A 20889-nucleotide genomic window follows, 5' to 3' on the forward strand; every position below is an offset into this window, starting at 1 on the left:
GGGGGTTGGGAGGGGGCGGGGCGGGGTCTGTGCCGCGGCGCGTGTCGCGGCGGGGCGTGCCCCGGTGGTGCGGGTGGTGGTGGTCGTGGCAGCGACGCTTTGGGCCATGGCCGCGGCCGGCAGGCTCAGGGCCAGGATCAAGATCAGGATAGAAAGAACGTGCATCGATTCACCTCTGGGTTGCAGAAGAGTATTAACATGCAGTCCAAGGCAATCAATCCGCCTGGATATTGGCGCTGCTCATTATCTGGGCATTGCCTGGCGAGAGGGTGGTGGCCGTGTCGCGCAGCGGGTTCCATCCGGGCCTTTCCCAGGGCAGGCTGCCTACCAGCAGCAGATCGGCAAGGAGCATGTGGCTATGAGCGAACCCAGGATGGTCATCCCCACCATGGAGGCCATCAGCCTCTGGCAAGGCGTTGCCGTTCCCAACGAAGCGGCCCGGCATGGGCTGGCGGAAATGGCGGCGCTGATTGCGGCCCTTGAGGCGCTGCGCGGCACGATGGTGTTTGAGGATGAACCCAGCAGCTTCGATGCGGCGCTGCGCGCCTGCATGGAGCCCCAGCCATGAGCCTGACCGACCTCTCCATGACCGAGGCCGCCGATGCGGTGGTCCGCGGTGAAACCACCTCGGCCGCCCTGGTGGAAGCCTGCCTGGCGCGCATCGCCCAGCATGATGGTCAGGTGAACAGCGTTATTCGCCTCGATGCGGAGAGCGCCCGCGCGCAGGCGCATGGCGTGGACCGCGCCCGGGCGAGCGGCGCCACCCTGCCCCCGCTCGCCGGCGTGCCGATGATGCATAAGGATATGTATTATCGCCAAGGCCGCGTCAGCACCTGTGGCAGCCATATTCGCCGCAACTTCGTGGCAGAGCGCACCGCCACGGTGCTCCAACGCCTCGACGCTGCCGGTGCGGTGGATATGGGCACGCTGAACATGGCCGAATTCGCCCAAAACCCGACCGGCCATAACCGCCATTTCGGCCATTGCCACAATCCGTTTGGCCTGGATTACTGCACCGGTCGGTCTTCCTCCGGCTCGGGTGCTGGGGTGGCGGCGCGGTTTTTCTTTGCGGCGCTGGGCTCTGATACCGGCGGCTCGATTCGCCTGCCCGCCAGCCTCTGCGGTGTGACCGGCCTGAAGGCGACGCAAACCCGCGTGCCACGCAGCGGGGTGATGCCGCTCAGCTTCTCGGCCGATAATGTGGGGCCCTTGACCCGCACGGCGCGTGACGCTGCGCGCTTTCTCACCATCACCGCAGGGCGCTGCCCCGATGACCCGACCAGCGCGCCCGAGGCAGTGCCCGATTACGAGGCGGCACTGACCGGTAGCCTCGCGGGCACCCGCATCGCCGTGGTGGAGGACTGGTTCTTCGATGGGATCGACGCCGAAGTGGCCGCCGCCTTCGAGACCGCGATGGGTGCACTGCGCGCCCTGGGTGCGACGGTGACGCGCATCGCGGTGCCGGAAATGGCGGCGGTGGGCGCTTATACTGCCGTGGTCTCCCGCGCCGAGGGGGCGGCCATTCATGCCAATTGGATGCGCGAATACCCGGCCGATTACGCGCCGCATCTCTCCGCCCGGCTGTATGGCGGCTATTCCCTGCCGGCGACGCTGTATATCGAGGCGCTGTCACGCCGTGGGCCGTTGCTGCGCGCCTTTTGCGAGCGGGCGCTGGGCCAATATGATCTGGTGGCGACCCCCACGCTGCGGACCATTGTGCCCAGCCTGGCCGAGACTGATATCGACGTTGATCCGCAAAACTGGGCGCGGTTCATGGCCGTCTCGGCCAATACGCGGCCGTTCAATTATCTCGGCCTGCCCACCATCAGCATTCCCTGCGGTGCGGATCGGCGGGGCCTGCCCATTGGCCTGCAACTCGCTGCTCGGCCCTTTGCCGAGGGGCGGGTGCTCAATGCTGCCGATGCCTATCAACGGGTGACAGAATGGCATCAGCGCGTGCCCAGCCTATAGGGGCGTGACAGCAAGCAAAGCAGCCTGCCCAGGGAAAACCCGGGCAGGCAGGCAGCCTATAGGCCGGCCCTAACCCTGCGGCCCGGCATTGCCGGCCAGATAGGCCATGGCAACCTGCACCCCGCCGGGCTTATGCGGCACGCCAGCGGCGGCGAGGCCCATCTCCACCCCGCCCAGCGTCGCCACCAGGTCAAGATTGCCGAAATCGCCCAGATGGCCGATGCGGAAGACCCGGTCATTGAGCTGCCCCAGGCCATTGCCCAGGCTCATATTGTGCTGCTCCAGAATGGTGGCGCGCAGCGCATTGGCCGAATGCCCCTCAGGCAGGCGCACCGCCGTCAGCACCGAGGAGTAATGCCGCGGGTCCTCGCATTGCACCTCCAGGCCCCAGGCGCGCACGGCGCGGCGGGTGGCCTCCGCATGGCGGTCATGCCGGGCGAAGACATTCTCAAGCCCCTCCTCCGCCATCATGTCCAGCGCAGTATCAAGGCCATAAAGCATGGTGGTGGCGGGGGTGGAGGGGAAATAGCCGGTGGCGTTGGATTTCAGCATCGGCCCCCAATCCCAATAGCTGCGCCCGATCTTGGCCTCGGCGCTGGCGCGGATGGCCTTGGCCGAAATCGCATTGAAGGAAATGCCCGGCGGCAGCATCAGTCCTTTCTGGCTGCCCGAGATGGTGACATCCACGCCCCATTCATCATGCCGGTAATCCATGCTGCCCAGGCCCGAAATGGTATCCACCAGCAGCAGCGCGGGGTGGCCGGCGGCGTCGATGGCAGCGCGAACCTCGGCGATGCGGGAGGTGGAGCCGGTGCTCGTCTCATTATGGACCACGGCCACCGCCTTGATCTCATGGCCCTTATCCTCGCGCAGCCGGGCCTCGATGCCGGCCACATCGGCACCGCGGCGCCAATCGGTCTTGATGAATTCGGGGCGAATGCCCAGGCGCTCGGCCAATTCACGCCACAGATGGGCGAACCAGCCAGTCTCGCACATCAGCACCCGGTCGCCGGGGCTGAGGGTATTGGCCAGGGCGGCCTCCCAGGCGCCGGTGCCCGAGGCAGGGTAGATCACCACCGGGCCGGTGGTCTTGAAGACGAATTTCACCTTTTCGAGCAGCTGCGCGGTGAATTTGCCGAAATCGGGGCCGCGATGGTCCATGGTGGCATTGTCCATGGCGCGCAGGATCCGGTCAGGCACCGTCGAGGGGCCGGGGATTTGCAGGTAATGCCGGCCGGCAATGCGCTTGGATTCGAAATAGGCCATCGGTCTGTCTCCTGTGCTGCGCGCTTGTGCCGCGATTGTCGGGTGCCTGCCAATGCGTTTGGCATGCGAAAATCATCGGACTTATCCATGCCCCAAATCGCCCGGCTCAGGCTAGAAGGCTGGAATGAACGCCCTGACCAAGCCCAGCATGGCCCATAGCCGCCTCGCCACCCGCCTGCGGGAGAACCTCGCCGGCGAGGTGCTGTTCCACCCGGCCGATCGCGGCCGCTACGCCACCGATGCCTCGATCTATCAGGTCATGCCGGTGGGCGTGGTGGTGCCCAAATCCATCGAGGATGTGCAGGCGGCGATGAGCCTGGCACGGGAGGAGGGCGTCTCCATCCTCGCCCGCGGCGGCGGCACCAGCCAATGCGGCCAGACGGTCAATGACAGCCTGGTGCTGGATTGCAGCCGGTATTTGCGCCAACTCGTCAGCGTGGAGGGCGATGTGGCCCGGGTGCAGCCCGGCATCACCCTGGGCGCGCTGAACGAGGCGCTGAAACCGCATGGCAAATTCTTTCCCGTCGATCCCTCGACCTGGCAGCGCTGCACCCTGGGCGGCATGGCTGGGAATAATTCCTGCGGCAGCAAATCCATCCGCTATGGGCTGATGGCCGATAATACGCTGGGCATTGATGCTCTGCTGGCCGATGGCAGCCGGCATTTCTTTGGCGAAGGCGAGCCCAATACCGAGCTGGTGGCCCGCCTGCTGGCCCTGGGCGAGCGTGAAGCGGCGGAGATCGCAGCGGGCTTTCCCGAACAGCTGCGCCGGGTGGGCGGCTATAATCTCGATGCGCTGACGCCCGCCGGCCGCGCCGCCGGGCGGGGCAATCTGGCGCGGCTGCTGGTGGGCTCCGAGGGCACGCTGGCCTTTTCGGCGGCGCTGGACCTCAAGCTCTGGCCGATCAAACCGCGAAAAGTGGTCGGCATCTGCCAATTCCCCAGCTTCCGCAGCGCCATGCAGGCCAGCCAACACCTGGTGACGCTGAACCCGGAGGCGGTCGAACTGGTGGACCGCACCATGATCGATCTGGGCCGCTCCATCCCGATCTACCGCGCCACCATCGACCAGATGGTGAAAAACCCTGCGGGCGGCAGCGGCGAGCCGGATAGCCTGCTGATCGTGGAATTCCACGGCCATGAGGATGCGCCCCTGCTGGAATCCCTCGCCCGGCTGGAGGAGATGATGGCCGATCTCGGCCTGCCCGGCGCCGTGGTGCCCGCGGTGGATGGCGGCTTCCAGGCCCGCATCGCCGAGGTGCGCGAGGCGGGGCTGAACATCATGATGTCGATGAAGGGCGACGCCAAACCGGTCTCCTTCATCGAGGATTGCGCCGTCGCCCTGCCTGATCTGGCCGATTACACCGAGCGGCTGACCCAGGTCTTTGACCAATATGGCGTGAAGGGCACCTGGTACGCGCATGCGAGCGTGGGATGCCTGCATGTCCGGCCGGTGCTGAACATGAAGGATGGCGGCGATGTCCGCAAAATGCGCGAGATCGCGGAAAAATGCTTCGAACTGGTGCGTGAATACAAGGGCAGCCATTCCGGCGAGCATGGCGATGGCATCGTCCGTTCGGAATTCAACGAGCCGATGTTCGGCAGCCGCATCGCCCGCGCTTTCGAGGCGGTGAAGGACGCCTTCGACCCTCATGCCATGCTCAATCCCGGCCGCGTGGTGCGGGCGCCGAAAATGGATGACCGCAGCCTGTTCCGCTATTTCCCGGATTATGCCGCGACGCCGATGACCCCGGCGCTCGATTGGTCGGCGCATCCCAATGGTTTCCTCGGCGCCGTCGAGATGTGCAACAACAATGGCACCTGCCGAAAATTCGACGCCGGCACGATGTGCCCAAGCTATCGGGTGACGCGGGAGGAGCAGCACCTCACACGCGGCCGGGCCAATACGCTGCGCCTGGCACTGACCGGCCAACTCGGGCCTGAGGCTCTGGCCAGCGATGCCATGGGGGAGGCCATGTCGCTCTGCGTCTCCTGCAAGGGCTGCAAGCGCGAATGCCCGACGGGCGTGGACATAGCCCGGATGAAGATCGAGGTGCAGCATGCCCGCGGCCAGAAGCACGGGTTTTCGTTGCGCGAGCGGCTGGTGGCGGCGCTGCCGCGCTATGCCCCCATTGCCGCGCGGCTGCCCTGGCTGGCCAATCTGCGCAACCGCGTGCCGGCGCTGGCGCGGCTGATGGAAACCGCCACCGGCTTCGCCGCCAGCCGCGCTTTGCCCGAATTCGTCGGCAATCCCTTCCAGGACAGCGAGGCGCAAACCCCGGGCGGGCGGGAGGTCATTCTCTTCGGCGATACCTTCAACCGCTATTTTGAGCCGGAGAATTTGCGGGCCGCGGTGCGGGTGCTTGGCGCCGCCGGCTATCGGGTGCGCCCGGCCAGCGATGGCGGCAGGCCCTTGTGCTGCGGCCGGACCTATCTGGCGGCCGGCATGGTGGATAAGGCGCGCGCCGAGGCACAGCGCACGCTCGCTGCCCTCGCCGGCTCCGACGCGCCGGTGGTGGGCCTCGAGCCCTCCTGCCTGACCACGCTACGCGATGAATTTCTGGCCCTGCTGCCGGGGGCGCAGAGCGAGGCCCTGGCCGCCCGCGCCATGCTGATCGGTGAATTGCTCGACCGCGACAAGCCCGAACTGCCCTGGCGCGAGACAGCCACGACCGCCCATGTGCATGGCCATTGCCACCAAAAGGCCTTTGCCGCCTTCCCGCCGGCGCTGGCCGCGCTGGGGCGGATGCCGGGGCTGAAGGTGGCGCCCATCACCTCTTCCTGCTGCGGCATGGCCGGCAGCTTCGGCTATATGGCGGCGAACCAGACGGCGTCGCGCGCCATGGCCGAGGCCTCGCTGCTGCCGGCGGTGCGAGCCGCCGCGGCCGAGGACGTGATTGTGGCCGATGGCACCTCCTGCCGGCACCAGATTGAGGGGCTTTCCGGCCGCCGGGCAGTGCATTCGGTCATTCTGATGGATAGGGCGCTGCGTGACACCTGAGAGCATTCTGCAATTTTGGTTCGCCGAGGGGCCAGACACCCCGCGCGAGGTCTGGTTTCGCAAGAACCCGACCTTTGATGCCAGCATCCGCGATGCCTTCGCGCCCCTGCTCGCGCCGGCGCGCGAGGGGGCCTTGGATGATTGGGCCGCAACCCCGCATGGCGCCCTGGCCCTGCTGGTGGTGCTGGACCAGTTTCCCCGCAACCTGCATCGCGGCGAGGCGGCAGCCTTTGCCAGCGATGGCCATGCCCGCGCCATCGCAACCCGGCTGCTGGCCGGCCAGCAGGACCTGCTTCTCACCCCCACCGAGCGCATCTTCGCCTATCTGCCCTTCGAACACAGCGAGGCCATGGCGGATCAGAACCTCTCAGTGGCGCTGTTTGGCGGGCTGCGCGATAAGCCAGCGATGGCAAGACCGGGTGGCGCCATCGCCTATGCCTGGGCGCATCGCGCCGTGATCGTGCAATTCGGCCGCTTTCCCCATCGCAACCCGGCCCTGGGGCGGGCCAGCACGCCGGCCGAACTGGTCTATCTGGCGCAGCCCGGGGCGGGTTTTTGATCCGCCGCGCCGCGTTGACATCACGCGGCGCTGAGGCCAGGACGGGGGCATGAAAGCAGCAATCGTCACCGAGCAAGGCCTTGCCCTGCGCGATATCCCCATCCCCACCCCGGGGCCCGAGCAGATCCTGGTCAAGCTCCGCGCCATCGGCCTCAACCGCGCCGATCTGGGCGTGGCTGCGGGCCATGCGCATGGCGCGGTGGGCGGCATTGGCGCCATACCGGGGCTGGAGGCCGCGGGCGAGGTGGTGGAATGCGGCCCCGGCGTGCCCGACCATATCAAGCCCGGCATGCGGGTGATGGGGGGCATGAATTCCAGCTATGCCGAATACACCGTCACCGATTGGGGCCGGGTCAATCTGGTGCCCGACACCAATATGAGCTGGGAAGTGGCGGCCACCCTGCCGGTGGCGCTGCAAACCATGCACAATGCCGTGGCGACCCATGGGCTGGCCGGGCCGGGCAGCGCCGTGATGATTCAGGGCGCCAGTTCGGGCGTGGGGCTGATGGGCCTGCAGATCGCCAAATTCATGGGCGCCTCGGTCGTGGTGGGCAGTTCCACCAATCCTGAAAAGCGGGCGCGGCTGGCCGAATTCGGCGCAACCCTGGCGGTGGATACCAACAATCCAGGCTGGGTGAAGCAGGTGCTGGAGGCCACCGGCGGCAAGGGCGTCGATTCCGTGGTGGATATGATCAGCGGGCCTTTGGTCAGCCAGACCCTTTCCGCCACCCGCATTCTGGGCCGCATCATCAATGTCGGCCGCTTGGGTGGCGCCAAGGCCGAGTTTGATTTCGACCTGCATGCCGCGCGACGGATTTCCTATATCGGCGTGACCTTCCGCACCCGCAGCACCGAGGAGGTGCGCGAGATTGTCCGCCTCATGCGCGCCGATCTCTGGGCGGCGATGGAGGCTGGAAGCCTGGCATTGCCGATCGACCGCACCTTCCACCTCGATGACGTGGTCGAGGCGCTGGCACATATGAAGGCCAATGCGCATTTCGGCAAAATCGTGATGGTGACGGGCTGAAATTCGAAGGCCCGCCCGAAAAGGGCGGGCTGTGAAGCGGCGGGGTAAATGCCCGCCGGCGGAGCCGTTACTGTTTTAGGGCGGGCCTCAGGCCCCCAGCAGCCGCCGCATTTTGCGCACCGCACTGTCTGGGGTGGTATAGACTGGCTTTCCCGTCAGCGCCGCCACCGCCTCCGCGCAATGCGCCAGGCTGAACTGGGCGAGGCAGATCGCCTCGCAATCACCAAGCTCCGCCGCGGCGGCGACCACCAGGCGGTCATGCTCGGCCACATCGCCGCCATCGAGCGCCGCCAGCGCGCCGCGCGCCAGTGACAGCTTCAGCGTCACGCTTTCGGGGAATTCCGCCGGCATGGAATCCAGCGTCGGCTGAAAGCTGGAGAGCAGTCCCAGGCGGCGATGGCCCGCCACCGCCTCCTCGATCATCGCCTCATTGGGCTTGAACACCGGCATGGGCGCCAGTGCTGCCGCCACCGCCTCGATGCAGGGCCCAAAGGCCGAGCAGGTGAAGAGAATGCCATCCGCCCCGGTGCCGGCGGCATAGCGCGAGAGGGTGAGAAAACGCTCGGTCATGGCCGGCGTCAGGGCGCCGGCCTCGGCCAGATCAGCGGCGAGGCTGGTGTCGAGCAGGCTCATCAGCCGCGCTTCCGGCCAGAGCCGGGCAAAGGCGGCCTCAACGGGCGGCGGGCTGTGCCGCAGGGCATGGATCAGGGCGATACGCATCAGGCGGGCCTGCAACGACGAAGGGGTGAGGGAAATTCATTGCAGTCGGGGAAGATGATCTCATCGGCCGTGCGCCGGCGCACCCGCAGCAGGTTGGGGTCACCACCGCAGCCAAAGCCGGCATCCGGCGGTGGCCGATTGCCGAAGGCCCCACCCATGGGGGCGGCCGGCACGAAGCGGAACTCCAACCCATCGGGAATGGGCGCCACCGTTTCGATCAGCCGCTGGCGATAGGCCACATCGAGTGCGGTGGCGCGCAACACCACATCGCGCAGGAAGATGACCGTGGCGCCGCCCAGGCATTCCTGCCCGCCGATCTCGCCTGGCGGGAATTGGCCGCCGATCCAACTGCCAAACACCCATTCATGCGGAAGCGCCTGGCGCGGTTGGGCCAGCGCGGGCGTGGCCAGGACAAGACCGGTGGAGAGGAAGAAACGGCGTCGCATATGGCGGCCCTCGGAGAAACGGATGCGCTTTGGTATGCCTCAGCCGCTTCTACAGCAAGGCCCCCAGCACCCGGCCGCCGCGCATGGGCTCGGGCACCCCCGTGGTGGAGGGGTAGGAGAGCGCCAACCCGCGGGTGACGCGCGCGGCCAGCACGGCGAAGCATTGCGCCTCCAGCGCATCGCCATTCCAGCCCGCGACCTCCACGCCGCGCACCGGTTCGGCCAGCACGGCCGAGAGCGCCTTCATGATGGCCGGGTTGCGCCGGCCGCCGCCGGTGACCAGCCATTGCAGGGGGGGCTCGGGGAAATGTCGTGCAGCGATGGCGCAGCACACCGCGGCGAAGGCCACCAGCGTGGCCGCGCCATCCTGCGGTGAGAGCTGGTCCGCCCCGGCATCGCGAAACGCCTCGCTGAAATCCAGCCGGTCGAGCGATTTGGGCGGCGGGGCGGCGAGGTAGGGGTGCTGCATGAGCCGGCCCAGCACCGCGCCATCGGCGGTGCCGGCGCTGGCCAGATGGCCATCCTTATCATAGCCCATATTGAGGGATTTGCGCGCCCAGTCATCCAGCGGCCCATTGGCGGGGCCGGTGTCAAAGGCCAGCAGCGCGCCATCGGCACCGATATAGGTGACATTGCCCACGCCCCCGAGATTGAGCACCGCCAATGGCTTGGGCAGGCTCGCGGCCAGCGCGGCATGGGCGATAGGCACCAGCGGCGCCCCCTGCCCGCCTGCGGCCACATCGGCCGAGCGGAAATCATAGGCCACGAAAATACCGGTCATCTGCGCCAGCAGCCTGGGGTCGCCCACCTGCCAGGTGCGCCGCTCGGCCGGGCGATGGAGGATGGTCTGGCCGTGGAAGCCCAGCAATTCCGTTCCCTCGCCCAATTGCCTTTGGGTTTCGTCGCGGATTTTGATCACCGCTTCGCCATGGCGCTCCGTCAGGCGGCGAACCACATCGGCCAGCCAGGGGTCATCGGCGCTCAGGCCCGGCGCGGCGTCGAGCAGCAGGCGCAGGTCGCGGCGGAGTTCGGGCGCATAGGGCAGGGTAATGGCGGGGCCGAGACGCGAAACCGTCTCGCCATCGGTTTCCACCCAGGCGGCATCAACGCCATCGAGGCTGGTTCCGCTCATCAGGCCGATCGTCTTCAAACTTCGGATTGCCTGCATGATGGGTGTTCCCTGTGTCGGATTGGAAGCCCGCCGGTCCCAGATAGCGGGTCGTGGCAGGAGTCGAAAGACCGGGGCGTGACGCCGCCCATTGGTCGGGCCATGCTGGCATGATGACAGATCTCCAAGGGCGCGTGGCGCTGATCACAGGGGCCCAGCAGGGCATTGGCGCGGCATGCGCCTGGGCGATGGCAGAGGCCGGGGCGGATATCGCGCTCAATTGGCTGGACCAGGAGCCGCTGGAACTGGCGGCGAATATCCGCAGCCTGGGCCGGCGCTGCGCGCTGCTCCAGGGCGATGTCGCCACCGTGGCCGGCGGCAGGGCGCTGCATGAAGCGGCCGTGGCTGCGCTTGGGCTGCCTGATATTCTGGTCAATAATGCCGGAATATTCCCCCGCTGCAATTTTCTGGAGATGGAGGAGGCGGAATGGGATGCGGTGCTCGGCCTCAACCTCAAGGCCGGCGCCTTTCTCACCCAGGCCTTTGCCCGCGCCCTGGCGGGCAAGCCGGGTTCGGTGGTCAATCTCTCCTCCTCCGCCGTGCGCGGCGATGCGCGGGGGGTGCATTACTCCTCCAGCAAGAACGGCATTATCGGGCTGACCCGGGCCACCGCCCTGGCGCTGGCACCGCTGGGCATCCGGGTGAACGCCATCGCCCCTGGCATGACCGACACCGCCCAGCCGCGCTACGGCAATAGCGAGGCGGAGATTCTCGAAAGGGCCAAGACCTTCCCGCTCGGCCGCATCGGCCAGCCGGCCGAAATCGCCGATCTGGCGGTCTTCCTCGCTTCCAACAAGGCCAGCTTCGTCACTGGGCAGGTCTGGCACATCAATGGCGGTATGTATCTTGCGTAAATTCGCTGGCGTCTTCCCCTATCTCGTCTCGCCGATCGGCACCGATGGCGCGGTGCTGGAGGCGCCGTTGCGGGCGCTGGTGGAGCATCTCATCGCCTCGGGCGTGCATGGGCTGACGCCGCTGGGCTCCACCGGCGAATTCGCCTATCTCAACGCCCTGCAGCGGCGTGAGATTGTGCGCATCGTGGTGGAGCAAACCGGCGGCCGGGTGCCGGTTATCGCCGGTGTTGCCGCCACCACCACCGCCGATGCCATGGCCCAGGCGCGCGATTACGCGGGGCTGGGGGTGGATGGTATTCTGGCGCTGATGGAAGCCTATTTCCCCATCGCCGAGGCTGGCGTCGTGGCCTATTTCACCGCCATTGCGGATGCCACCGACCTGCCTGTGGTGCTCTACACCAACCCGAATTTCCAGCGCAGCGACCTCTCCTTGGGCGCGATCGAAAAGCTCAGCCACCATCCGCGCATCACCGCCATCAAGGATGCCTCGACCAATACCGGGCGGCTGCTCTCCATCCTGAACCGGGTGGAAGGGCGGATGGATGTCTTCTCGGCCTCGGCGCATATCCCGGCTGCGGTAATGCTGATCGGCGGCGTGGGCTGGATGGCGGGGCCAGCCTGCGTCATCCCCCGGCAATCGGTGCGGCTCTTCGAGTTGTGCCGGGCGGGCGATTGGGCGGCGGCGCTGCCGCTGCAGCGCCAACTCTGGCGGATCAATGAGCTTTTCGCGCAATACGCGCTGGCCGCCTGCATCAAGGGCGCTTTGCAATGGCAGGGCTTCGCGGTGGGCGACCCGCTGCCGCCGCAGGCGCCGCTTTCGGCCGAGGGGCGCGCGGTGGTGGCAGAGGCCCTGGCGGCGCTCGGCGAGCCGCAGGCCAATGGGCATGGATGATGATGACGAGGAGGAAGGTGCTGCCATCCCGGCAGGCACACCCTTCTACATGACGCCGGCGGGCTATGCCGCCATCCAGGAGGAACTGCGGGCTCTGTGGTATGACGAGAGGACCAAGGTGGTGGAGATCGTCTCCTGGGCGGCGGCGCTCGGCGACCGGTCGGAAAACGCCGATTACCAGTATGGCAAGCGCCGGCTGCGCGAGATTGACCGCCGGGTGCGTTTTCTCCGCAAGCGGGTGGATAATGCGCAGGTGGTGGACCCCGCGGCGCAGACCAAGCGGGACCGTATTTTTTTCGGTGCCACCGTCACCTATGCTCGCGCCGATGATTCCGAAACGACGGTGATGATCGTGGGCTCCGAGGAGGGGGATGCCGACCACGGAAAGATCTCCTGGCTCGCCCCCATCGCCCGCGCGCTGTTGGGCAAGGGCGTGGGGGATATGGCCCGTGTGCAACTTCCAACCGGAGCGGAGGAGCTGGAAATCCTGGCGATCCACTACCCGTGAGTCCGAAGGCGCGCGCCGTATTGGCACTCGGCCTAGCCCAGACCATGGCCTGGGGCGGCAGCTATTACATCCCGGCCATTCTGGCAGCACCCATGGCGCGGGATTTGGGCCTGGCCACGCCCACGGTGTTTGCGATTTTCTCGGCGGCGCTGTTGCTTTCGGCCTTTATCGGCCCGGCGGCCGGCCGCGCCATTGACCGCCATGGCGGGCATTGGGTGCTGATGGCCTCGAACCTGATCATGAGCGCGGGGCTTTTCACCCTGGGGCTGGCGCAGGGTTTCTTTGGGCTGTGCCTGGCCTGGGCGCTGCTGGGGCTGGGCATGGGCATGGGGCTTTACGAGGCCGGCTTCGCCACGCTGGCCAAGCTATTCGGCACGGGGGCGCGCGGGCCGATCAGCGGCATCACCCTCTTTGCCGGCTTCGCCAGCACCGTGGCCTGGCCGTTTTCCACTTGGCTGGAGGCGCATTATGGCTGGCGCGGCGCCTGCATGGTCTGGGCCGTCATCATGCCCTTGCTGGGGCTGCCGCTGAATGGCTGGCTGCTGCCGCGCCGGGCCGAGGCTGCGGTGGCGGCGGCGGTGGCTGCTGCCCCCGCCGGGCGCCCGCCCGGGCTGCTGGCGCTGGCGCTGCTGGCCTATGTCTTCGCGGTGGCCGGCTTCACCTCGGCGGCGATGGCGGCGCATTTGCCGGGCATGCTCACCCTGGCCGGGGCCAGTGCCGCCACGGTGGTGCTGGCCGGCGCGCTGCTCGGGCCGGCGCAGGTGGGTGCTCGGCTGCTGGAAATTGGCGTGCTGCGGCGCTGGAGCCCGCTGGTCTCTGCCACCCTGGCCAATGCGACGCATCCGCTGGGGGTGCTGCTGCTGATGCTCTGGGGGGCGCCGGCGGCCATTGCCTTCGTGCTGCTGCATGGCGGGGGCAATGGTATTCTCACCATCGCCCGCGGCACGCTGCCGCTCGCGCTATTCGGCCCCGCCGGCTATGGCGGGCGCACCGGTTGGCTGGCGGTGCCGGCGCGCTTTGCCGCGGCCGCCGCCCCCGTGCTGTTTGGGCTGCTGCTGGAGCGGTTTGGCGTGGCGGCCATGTGGTTCACCGCTGCCCTCTCCTTGGCGGCGATTGCATCCCTCGCCATCCTGGCCCGCATCACGCGTGAGGAAACCCGATGAACAAAGCCGCCGCACTGCGCGCCCTATTAGCCCGTGAGAGCATCACCACCCTGCCCGGCTGCTGGGATGCGCTGAGTGCGCGCATGATCGAGCGCGCCGGCTTCCCCGCAGCTTTCATGAGCGGCTATGCGGTGAGTGCTGCGCGCATCGGCCTGCCCGATGCCGGGCTGATCTCCTATGGCGAGATGCTCTCCGCCGGGCGCGACATCTGCGCCGCCACCGCCATTCCCATCGTGGGCGATGCCGATACCGGCTTTGGCAACCCCGCCAATGTGCGCCGCGCGGTGCAGGGCTATGCCCAGGCCGGCTTCGCCTGCGTGATGATCGAGGATCAGGTCTTCCCCAAGCGCTGCGGCTATGCCCAAGGGCTGGCGGTGGCGCCGCGGGACGAGGTGCGCCTCCGCCTCCAGGCCGCGCTTGACATGCGCGATGAGATCCGTGCCGCCGGCGGTGATCTGCTGGTGATCGGCCGCACCGATGCCCGCCCGGCGGAGGGGCTGGAAGAGGCGTTGTGGCGGGCGGAAGCCTTCGCCGATATGGGCGCCGATATCGTCTATTTCGAAGGCCCGCAGAGTGAGGCGGAAATGGCCGAGTTGAACCGCCGCGTGGCCACGCCCACCATGCTGGCGCAAATCGAAAAGCCCGGCCGGCCCTGGCTGAACGCCCCCCAGGCCGAGGCGCTGGGCTATAAGCTGTTGCTGCTGGGCGTCACCCTGCTCAACGCCACCATCCGCGCCCAGCAGGATGCGCTGGCCGAAATGGCGGCCCAAGGCAGGGCCGAGCGGCTGGTGAGCTTTGACACGCTTTACGAGACCGTGGGCTTCGAAGATTACTACGCGATCGAACGCCGCTATTTGGCCTGAAGCATCCGCAGCAGCGCGGCGTTGAAGGCATCGGGCGCCTCATACATCACCCAATGCCCAGCACCGGGGATGATGTGCGAGATCAGTTCCGGCCGGGCCTCGTGCAGCATGGCCAGGCGCTGTGGGATATGCGGCCAGGCCACCTGGTCGAACTCGCCCCAGATCGCCCGCATGGGCGCGGCCACATGCGGCAATTGGTCCTTCAGCGATGAGCCGGAGGCGAAGCCGCGGCTGCGTAGCCGGGCATTCACCGTATTCCATTCCTGGATTCGCACCGCCTCGTCATCGATATTGGCCGGGTTCTTCAGCATCAGCGCATTGAGGTTGAGGCGGTGGGTGGCCATCCGCTCCTCGCCCTGCTTGTCGCGGATTTTCAGCAATTCCACCGGCTGGCGCTGGAAGCCCAGCGAGGCGGCGCCGATGATGGTGTGGCTGCGCACATGCGCGCCCTCGATTGCTGCGAGGTGGCTGCCGATATTGGAGCCGAAGGAAAATCCTGCCAGGTCATAGAGCCGCTCAGGGCCGAGCAATTCCGCGAGGCTGGCCGCGAGGGCGGCGGCCACGCTATGCGGTTCGGCCGGGCCGGGGGCCATGGCGCTCTCGCCCAGGCCGGGCATATCCGCCGCCAGCACGGTGTAGCTTTCGGCCAGGAAGCGGATATTGCGTACCCAATGCCGCCAGGAGCCGGTGCCGCCATGCAGCAGCACCAGCACCGGGCCGGAACCCCAGCGATACCAGACGATTTCCCCCTCGCCACCCAGGGGGGCGAGGCTGGTGGTCAAGCGTTGGGCTTGGGCGTGCAGGGTCTCAAAAAGCATCACGGGTCCTTGGTGTTGCGGGCGCGGCGCGCCTCGCTGCGGGCTATCCAGGTGGTGGCGGTGAAGATGATCAGCGCGCCGAGCAATGTGGTTTGGCTCGGCACTTCGGAAAAGACCAGCAAGCCCCAGCCCGCGGCCCAAATCAGGTCGAGGAATTTCAATGGCTGGGCGGCCGAGATATCGGCCAGCGAAAAGGAGCGGGTCATGCAGAAATGCCCCAGGCTGCCCATCAGCCCGCAGACCAGCACCATCCCCCATTGCGTCGCATCCGGCCAAACCCAGCCGGGCAGCGCGAGCGGCAGGCTGAAGACCGAGACGGTGATGGATTGCCAGACCACGATCACCTGCGGGCTGTCGCGCTTGGTCAGCGCCTTGGTGATGAGGAAGGAGGCGGCGAAGAGCGGCGCCGAGCCCAGCATGATGAAATTATAGATGCCACCCTCGCCCGACATGCGCGGCGCCACCACCACGATCACCCCGGCAAAGCCGATGGCGGCCGCCACCCAGCGCTGCCACACCGCCTTTTCCTTGAGGAACACCACGGCACCCAGCATGATGAAGATCGGCGTGGTGAAGCTGAGTGCGGTGAGATCAGCCATGGGGATATGCGGCAGTGAGGTGAACCACAGGCTCAACCCCGCCGTATGCACCAGCCCGCGCCAGGCCTGGCCCGCCATGCCATGCGGCCGATAGGCGACCATGCCATCGCGCAGGATCAGCGGCAGCATTACCACCAGCCCCATGAAATAGCGCAAAAACTGCGCCTGATAGACATCCATGCTGTGGGTGAGCACCCGCATCACCGCATTCATCGAGGTCAGGATCAGCCCGGCAAGGATGGCATAGGCCAGCCCCTGGGCCGCGCGCGGCAATCGGGCGAGCGGGTTCATATCCGCCAAACTGCGCCCCCCCGCGCCCTTGCGGAAGCCCCGTTCGGCACTAGGCTTAGGACAACCTACGGAGATCCCCCCATGCCCGATACCAATATGCCCAACCTGAAATTCGGCATCGGCCAGTCGGTCCCCCGCCAGGAGGACCCTGTCCTGCTGAAGGGCCAGGGCCGTTACACCGATGACCTCGCCCGCCCTGGCCAGGTCTATGCCGTGATGGTTCGCAGCCCCTACGCGCATGGCGTGATCAAGGGAATCGACACCGCTGCCGCCCGCGCCATGCCGGGCGTGCTGGGCGTCTACACCGCGGCCGATCTGGCCAGCTATGGCACCATGGGATGCGCGCTGCCTTTGAAGAGCAAGGATGGCTCGGCCCTGCGCAACACCGCCCGCCCGCCACTAGCGGCTGACCGGGTGCGCTTTGTGGGTGACCCGGTGGCCTTCGTGGTGGCCGAAAGCCGCATGGCGGCGCGCGATGCGGCGGAGATGGTGGAACTCGACATCGAAACCCTCGATGCGGTGACGGAGGCGAGTGCCGCTGGTGCCGCACCGGCGCTCTATGACGATATCGCCGATAATTGCGTGCTCGATTTCCATTTCGGGGATAGCGCCAAGGTGGCGGCGGCCTTCGCCTCGGCCGCGCATGTCACCCGCCTCGATATCCGCAATTCCCGCATCGTGGTCTGCGCCATGGAGCCGCGCGCTGCGATCGGCGAATGGGAGGATGGCCGCTGGACGCTGCATGTGGGCAGCCAGGGCGTGTTTGGCCTGCGGGCGCAAATGGCCGGCATCATGGGCGTGAAGACGGAAGAATTCCGTGTGCTGACCGGCAATGTCGGCGGCAGCTTCGGCATGAAGGCCAGCGCCTATCCGGAATATGCCTGCCTGCTGCATGCCGCCCGCGCGCTGGGCCGGCCGGTGAAATGGACCGATGACCGCTCGGGCAGCTTCCTCTCCGACCAGCATGGCCGCGACCATGAAACCACCGCCGAGCTGGCGCTGGATGCTGAGGGCAAATTCCTTGCCGTGCGGCTGACCAGCTTCGCCAATATGGGTGCCTATCTGGCGACCGTGGCGCCGCTGATGGGCACCGGCAATTTCGTCAAGAATATCCAGAGCAACTACGCGACACCGCTGATTGAGGTGAACACGCGCTGCATGCTCACCAATACCACGCCCGTCTCGGCCTATCGCGGCGCCGGCCGGCCGGAGGGCAATTACTATTTCGAGCGGCTGATCGAGACCGCGGCCAAGGAAATGGGCCGCGATGCGCTGGCGCTGCGCCGGCTGAACCACATCCCCAGCAGCGCCATGCCTTATAAGGCGGCCTCGGGCAGCGTTTATGATGGTGGTGAATTCTCCGCGCTGCTCGACCAGGCGGTGGTGGCGGGCGATTTTGCCGGCTTCCCGGCCCGCCGGGCCGAGGCTGCGGCGCGCGGAATGTTGCGCGGCATCGGCGTGGGCAATTTCCTCGAATGCACCGCGCCGCCCACCAAAGAGCAGGGCGAGTTGCGCTTTGAGAAGGATGGGTTGGTGACCATCATCACCGGCACGCTCGATTACGGCCAGGGGCATTGGAGCGCCTTCGCCCAGGTGCTGCACAGCACGCTGGGCGTGCCATTCGAGAGCGTGCGGCTGATGCAGGGCGACAGCGACCTGCTGATCGCCGGCGGCGGCACGGGCGGTTCCAAATCGCTGATGGCCTCGGGGGCGGCCATCGTTGAGGCCTCGGCGCTGGTGATCGAAAAGGGCAAGCCGCTGGCGGCCGAGGCGCTGGAAGCTGCGGTGGTGGATATCGAGTTCAGCGCCGGCCAATTCGCCATTGCCGGCACTGACCGCAGGATCGGCATCATGGAACTGGCAGCGAAGCATCCGGGCAAGCTGGATGTGCGCCATGTCTTCGAGGAAGCACCGCAGGCCTATCCCAATGGCTGCCACCTGTGCGAGGTGGAAGTGGACCCGGAAACCGGCATCGCCCAGGTCGTGTCCTATACCACGGTCAATGATTTCGGCGTGGTGGTGAACCCGCTGCTGGTCGAGGGCCAGGCCCAGGGCGGCATCGCCCAGGGCATTGGCCAGGCGCTGTATGAGCGGGTGGCCTATAGCGAAGAGGGCCAGCCCATCACCGGCAGCTATATGGATTACTGCCTGCCGCGCGCCGATGACCTGCCCAATATCGGCTTTTCCAGCCGCCCGGTGCCGGCCACGACCAACCCGCTCGGCGCCAAGGGCTGCGGCGAGGCCGGCTGCGCTGGCTCGATGCCCGCGGTGATGAATGCGCTCTGCGACGCTTTGGGTGTGGCGCATATCGACATGCCGGCCACGCCCGAGGTGGTGTGGCGGGCCTTGCAGGCCAAGGCGGGCTGATAAAGGGCGCTTGGGGAGGGCGCGGCCGCCTTCCCCAAGCCTGCATGTTACCGCAGCACCACCAGCGCCAGGGTGCCGCAAAACAGCACGGCGAGGATACTGGGCAGCAATAGACGCCAGATCGCCGCCGGCCTCGTTCCATCGGCCAGCAAGCCGCAGAGCATGGCCAGGCCCGAGGCCCCCATGCCCGCCCCGGCGCCTCCGCCGAAATTGTGCAAACCCGCCACCAGCGCGGGCGCCAACCCGGCCTCCTGGCCCAAAGCGGCCTGCACCGGCATCAGCGCGGCATTGCTGCCCACGTTGGTGCCGGTGATGACGCCCGAGACCACCGCCATCGGCAAAATGGCGTAAGGTGCTGCGGGGCCGAGCGCATGGGCCAGATCCTCGGCCAGACCGGCCGCGATGCCGCTGCCCGCCAGCCATCGCCCCAGCAGCACATAGAGCAACATCGCCAGCGCCGGCCGCGCGGCGCGGCGCAGCGCCGCCGGCGCCTCGCCAAGCCGCCCGCGCGCCAGCATCACCCCCAGCGCCACCAGCAGCAGCACCACCGCCACATGGGTGATGGGAAAAACCGGAAACGCCGCAAAGGGCTTCCAGCCCGGCGGCTGCGGCCAGAGCCGGGCCGCCAGCAGGGCGGCCACCAGCAGCAGATAGGGCGAAGCAGCCCGCAGCGCCCGACGCAGATCATCCGGCGGGTCGGCCCGCCAAAGCGCCAGCACGGTGACAATGCCCGAGGCGATCACGCCCGCCACCTCGAAAGGCCCAAGCGCATTGGCCAGCAACAGCAGCGCGCCCAGCAGCGCCAGCAGGCCGAACTGGATCCATTTCTCCCGCCCATCGGCGGCGGCACCTGCCATGGCCATGAAGCGCCAAAGCAGCGGGGCCAGCAGCAGCAACCACAGCATGGTGGGCCAGGCGGCGATGCGCGCCACCTCCTGCGGCGCCACCCCGGCAATGGCGCTGCCCAGCGAGGTGCCCGGCCCCAGCCCGCCCCAGGGCACCATGGTCAATGCCTGCACCGCCAGGGCCGCCGCCAGGGCGCCGCGCACGCCCATGCTGCGCAGCGCGCTCAACGCAAACACCGCGCCGACCGAAAAGCCGGTCACCGATTCAAGAAAAACCCCAAGCGGCAGGCTGACGGCAAATATCCGCGCCGGGCTGATCGGCCGCGCCTCGGCCGGGCCTGGGGCGGAAACCGCGGCATGAAACAGCAGCCCACCTGCCACCACCGCCACCGGCTGCCCGGCCAGGAAGCCCGCCAGCAGGCTCTCGCGCAGCAAAAATCCGCCCAGCTCCGCACCTTGCAGCGCGAGCAGCGCCGGCAGCGCGGCCAGCAGCGCCCCGCAGCAGGCGATGATCGGGCTCACCCGGCCACTGGCCAGCAGCCCGAGCAGCACCAGCAGCGGCGCAACCTCCAGCAGGATCAAGCCCGCGCCTCCGCCACCGTGATGATGAGGGCACCGATCAGGATGAAGCCAGCGCCCAGAAAGGCCCAGCCATCGGGCACCTCGGCAGGGATAAACCAGCCCAGCGCGCCGATGATGATGAGCCGCAGATACTGAAACGGCGTCACGGCACTGGCCTCACCCGCCCGCAGCGCCTCGGTCACTAGCACGATCATGGCGGGGCAGATGGTGGTGAAGCCCAGCAGCCAAAGCACATCCAGCCAATCCAGCGGCTGCCAGGCCCGTATCGCGAAGGGCGCCACCAGCAGCACCGTCACCACCGCCAGCCAGGCCAGGATGGTGGGGGTGCTGTCGGTGCTGGTCAGCCGCCTGGTGGTGAGGGTGATGCCGCACCAGGCCAGCGCCGCGGCAATGGCAATCACCGCCCCGGGCAGCGAGACCTCAGCCCCCGGCCGCAGCATCACCGCCACACCGGCAAAGCCCGCCAGCGTGCCGGCCCAGCGGGCAAACCCCACCCGCTCGCCCAGCAGCGGCTGCGCGAGGAGGGTGGTGAACATCACATTGGTGAAGGAAAGGACGGTGGCGGTGGCGAGATCCAGATAGGCGAAGGACCAGTAATAGAGCCCCCAGGTCGCCGCCGAGCAGAGCCCGCGCAGCACATGCAGGGGTGCGCGTTCGGTGGAGAAGATCGCCATCCCGCGCGTCGCCAGGAAAGGCAATGTCCATAAAGCCTGGCCGAGGGCGCGGGCCATCACCTGGATTTCGATGGGAATGCCACGGGCGATCATCGCGCGCACCAGCATGGCCTCGAAGGCGAAGACGCAGGCGGCGGCAGCCATGAAGGCGGCGCCACGAAGATTGCCGGAGCGTTTCATTCCGCCACTGTGCCTGCCTCAGGGGCGTTTCGCCCACCCCTTGCGTGCATGGCGGGGATGCATTGCACTGCAGGCCTCACACCCGTCCCGCTGGA

Annotated in this window: 20 protein-coding genes; 11 read left to right on the top strand and 9 right to left on the bottom strand. The window is 67.5% G+C overall.

Annotated features, from left to right (window positions below; translation table 11 throughout):
* Window positions 1-214: 214 nt before the first annotated feature.
* Window positions 215-352, bottom strand: coding sequence for a hypothetical protein (locus tag ABWP84_RS11870; RefSeq protein WP_353212244.1), 138 nt, complete (start codon window positions 350-352; stop codon window positions 215-217).
* A 6-nt stretch (window positions 353-358) separates the two neighbouring features.
* On the opposite strand from ABWP84_RS11870, the gene ABWP84_RS11875 reads away from it, so the two are divergent.
* Window positions 359-568, top strand: coding sequence for a hypothetical protein (locus ABWP84_RS11875; protein WP_353212245.1), 210 nt, complete (start codon window positions 359-361; stop codon window positions 566-568).
* Window positions 565-1971 (top strand): amidase, encoded by a 1407-nt coding sequence (locus ABWP84_RS11880; RefSeq protein ID WP_353212246.1) that lies wholly within the window; start codon window positions 565-567, stop codon window positions 1969-1971. The genes ABWP84_RS11875 and ABWP84_RS11880 overlap by 4 nt, the downstream gene beginning before the upstream one ends.
* Before the next feature lie 69 nt (window positions 1972-2040).
* Here ABWP84_RS11880 and ABWP84_RS11885 read toward each other — a convergent pair whose 3' ends face one another.
* Window positions 2041-3237 (bottom strand): aminotransferase class V-fold PLP-dependent enzyme, encoded by a 1197-nt coding sequence (locus tag ABWP84_RS11885; RefSeq protein WP_353212247.1) that lies wholly within the window; start codon window positions 3235-3237, stop codon window positions 2041-2043.
* A 124-nt stretch (window positions 3238-3361) separates the two neighbouring features.
* Here ABWP84_RS11885 and ABWP84_RS11890 point away from each other — a divergent pair, with 124 nt between their 5' ends.
* The 3 genes from ABWP84_RS11890 to ABWP84_RS11900 are packed head-to-tail and all read left to right on the top strand — an operon-like array spanning window position 3362 to window position 7824.
* Window positions 3362-6238 (top strand): FAD-linked oxidase C-terminal domain-containing protein, encoded by a 2877-nt coding sequence (locus ABWP84_RS11890; protein WP_353212248.1) that lies wholly within the window; start codon window positions 3362-3364, stop codon window positions 6236-6238.
* The gene (locus tag ABWP84_RS11895) at window positions 6228-6797 is read left to right on the top strand and encodes a DUF924 family protein (RefSeq protein WP_353212249.1); all 570 of its coding nucleotides are present in this window, start codon (window positions 6228-6230) and stop codon (window positions 6795-6797) included. The genes ABWP84_RS11890 and ABWP84_RS11895 overlap by 11 nt, the downstream gene beginning before the upstream one ends.
* Window positions 6798-6846: 49 nt before the next feature.
* On the top strand, window positions 6847-7824 hold the full coding sequence (locus ABWP84_RS11900; protein ID WP_353212250.1) for a zinc-binding dehydrogenase: 978 nt from the start codon (window positions 6847-6849) through the stop codon (window positions 7822-7824).
* Window positions 7825-7911: 87 nt separating this feature from the next.
* Here ABWP84_RS11900 and ABWP84_RS11905 read toward each other — a convergent pair whose 3' ends face one another.
* The 3 genes from ABWP84_RS11905 to ABWP84_RS11915 are packed head-to-tail and all read right to left on the bottom strand — an operon-like array spanning window position 7912 to window position 10140.
* On the bottom strand, window positions 7912-8544 hold the full coding sequence (locus ABWP84_RS11905; protein WP_353212251.1) for an aspartate/glutamate racemase family protein: 633 nt from the start codon (window positions 8542-8544) through the stop codon (window positions 7912-7914).
* On the bottom strand, window positions 8544-8990 hold the full coding sequence (locus tag ABWP84_RS11910) for a hypothetical protein (RefSeq protein ID WP_353212252.1): 447 nt from the start codon (window positions 8988-8990) through the stop codon (window positions 8544-8546). The genes ABWP84_RS11905 and ABWP84_RS11910 overlap by 1 nt, the downstream gene beginning before the upstream one ends.
* 49 nt (window positions 8991-9039) lie before the next feature.
* Window positions 9040-10140: an anhydro-N-acetylmuramic acid kinase gene (locus ABWP84_RS11915; protein WP_353212253.1), complete on the bottom strand. Its 1101-nt coding sequence runs from the start codon at window positions 10138-10140 to the stop codon at window positions 9040-9042.
* A 128-nt stretch (window positions 10141-10268) separates the two neighbouring features.
* On the opposite strand from ABWP84_RS11915, the gene ABWP84_RS11920 reads away from it, so the two are divergent.
* The 5 genes from ABWP84_RS11920 to ABWP84_RS11940 are packed head-to-tail and all read left to right on the top strand — an operon-like array spanning window position 10269 to window position 14438.
* Window positions 10269-11012 carry an SDR family NAD(P)-dependent oxidoreductase gene (locus ABWP84_RS11920; RefSeq protein WP_353212254.1) on the top strand — a complete coding sequence of 248 codons (744 nt, stop codon included), beginning with the start codon at window positions 10269-10271 and terminating at the stop codon, window positions 11010-11012.
* On the top strand, window positions 11005-11904 hold the full coding sequence (locus ABWP84_RS11925; RefSeq protein ID WP_353212255.1) for a dihydrodipicolinate synthase family protein: 900 nt from the start codon (window positions 11005-11007) through the stop codon (window positions 11902-11904). Before ABWP84_RS11920 ends, ABWP84_RS11925 begins: the two co-directional genes overlap by 8 nt.
* Window positions 11891-12412, top strand: coding sequence for a transcription elongation factor GreB (gene greB, locus ABWP84_RS11930; protein WP_353212256.1), 522 nt, complete (start codon window positions 11891-11893; stop codon window positions 12410-12412). The genes ABWP84_RS11925 and greB overlap by 14 nt, the downstream gene beginning before the upstream one ends.
* On the top strand, window positions 12409-13575 hold the full coding sequence (locus tag ABWP84_RS11935; RefSeq protein ID WP_353212257.1) for an MFS transporter: 1167 nt from the start codon (window positions 12409-12411) through the stop codon (window positions 13573-13575). The genes greB and ABWP84_RS11935 overlap by 4 nt, the downstream gene beginning before the upstream one ends.
* Complete coding sequence (locus ABWP84_RS11940) at window positions 13572-14438, top strand: isocitrate lyase/PEP mutase family protein (protein WP_353212258.1); 867 nt, start codon at window positions 13572-13574, stop codon at window positions 14436-14438. The genes ABWP84_RS11935 and ABWP84_RS11940 overlap by 4 nt, the downstream gene beginning before the upstream one ends.
* On the opposite strand, the gene ABWP84_RS11945 is transcribed toward ABWP84_RS11940, so the two are convergent.
* Together ABWP84_RS11945 and ABWP84_RS11950 are read right to left on the bottom strand one after the other, a co-directional pair.
* A complete protein-coding gene (locus ABWP84_RS11945; protein WP_353212259.1) occupies window positions 14426-15256 on the bottom strand; it encodes an alpha/beta hydrolase in 831 nt (276 codons plus the stop codon). The two genes, ABWP84_RS11940 and ABWP84_RS11945, sit on opposite strands and share 13 nt — an antisense overlap.
* Window positions 15256-16146 (bottom strand): DMT family transporter, encoded by an 891-nt coding sequence (locus ABWP84_RS11950; protein WP_353212260.1) that lies wholly within the window; start codon window positions 16144-16146, stop codon window positions 15256-15258. Before ABWP84_RS11950 ends, ABWP84_RS11945 begins: the two co-directional genes overlap by 1 nt.
* Before the next feature lie 81 nt (window positions 16147-16227).
* Here ABWP84_RS11950 and ABWP84_RS11955 point away from each other — a divergent pair, with 81 nt between their 5' ends.
* Window positions 16228-18513: a xanthine dehydrogenase family protein molybdopterin-binding subunit gene (locus ABWP84_RS11955; RefSeq protein WP_353212261.1), complete on the top strand. Its 2286-nt coding sequence runs from the start codon at window positions 16228-16230 to the stop codon at window positions 18511-18513.
* A gap of 47 nt (window positions 18514-18560) precedes the next feature.
* On the opposite strand, the gene ABWP84_RS11960 is transcribed toward ABWP84_RS11955, so the two are convergent.
* The gene (locus tag ABWP84_RS11960; protein WP_353212262.1) at window positions 18561-19940 is read right to left on the bottom strand and encodes a hypothetical protein; all 1380 of its coding nucleotides are present in this window, start codon (window positions 19938-19940) and stop codon (window positions 18561-18563) included.
* Entirely contained in the window at window positions 19937-20794 is an 858-nt protein-coding gene (locus tag ABWP84_RS11965; RefSeq protein ID WP_353212263.1) for a DMT family transporter, read from the bottom strand. Before ABWP84_RS11965 ends, ABWP84_RS11960 begins: the two co-directional genes overlap by 4 nt.
* Between the last annotated feature and the right edge of the window lie 95 nt (window positions 20795-20889).

The organism is Rhodovarius sp., from assembly GCF_040399605.1.
GTDB classification, from domain to species: domain Bacteria; phylum Pseudomonadota; class Alphaproteobacteria; order Acetobacterales; family Acetobacteraceae; genus Rhodovarius; species Rhodovarius crocodyli_A.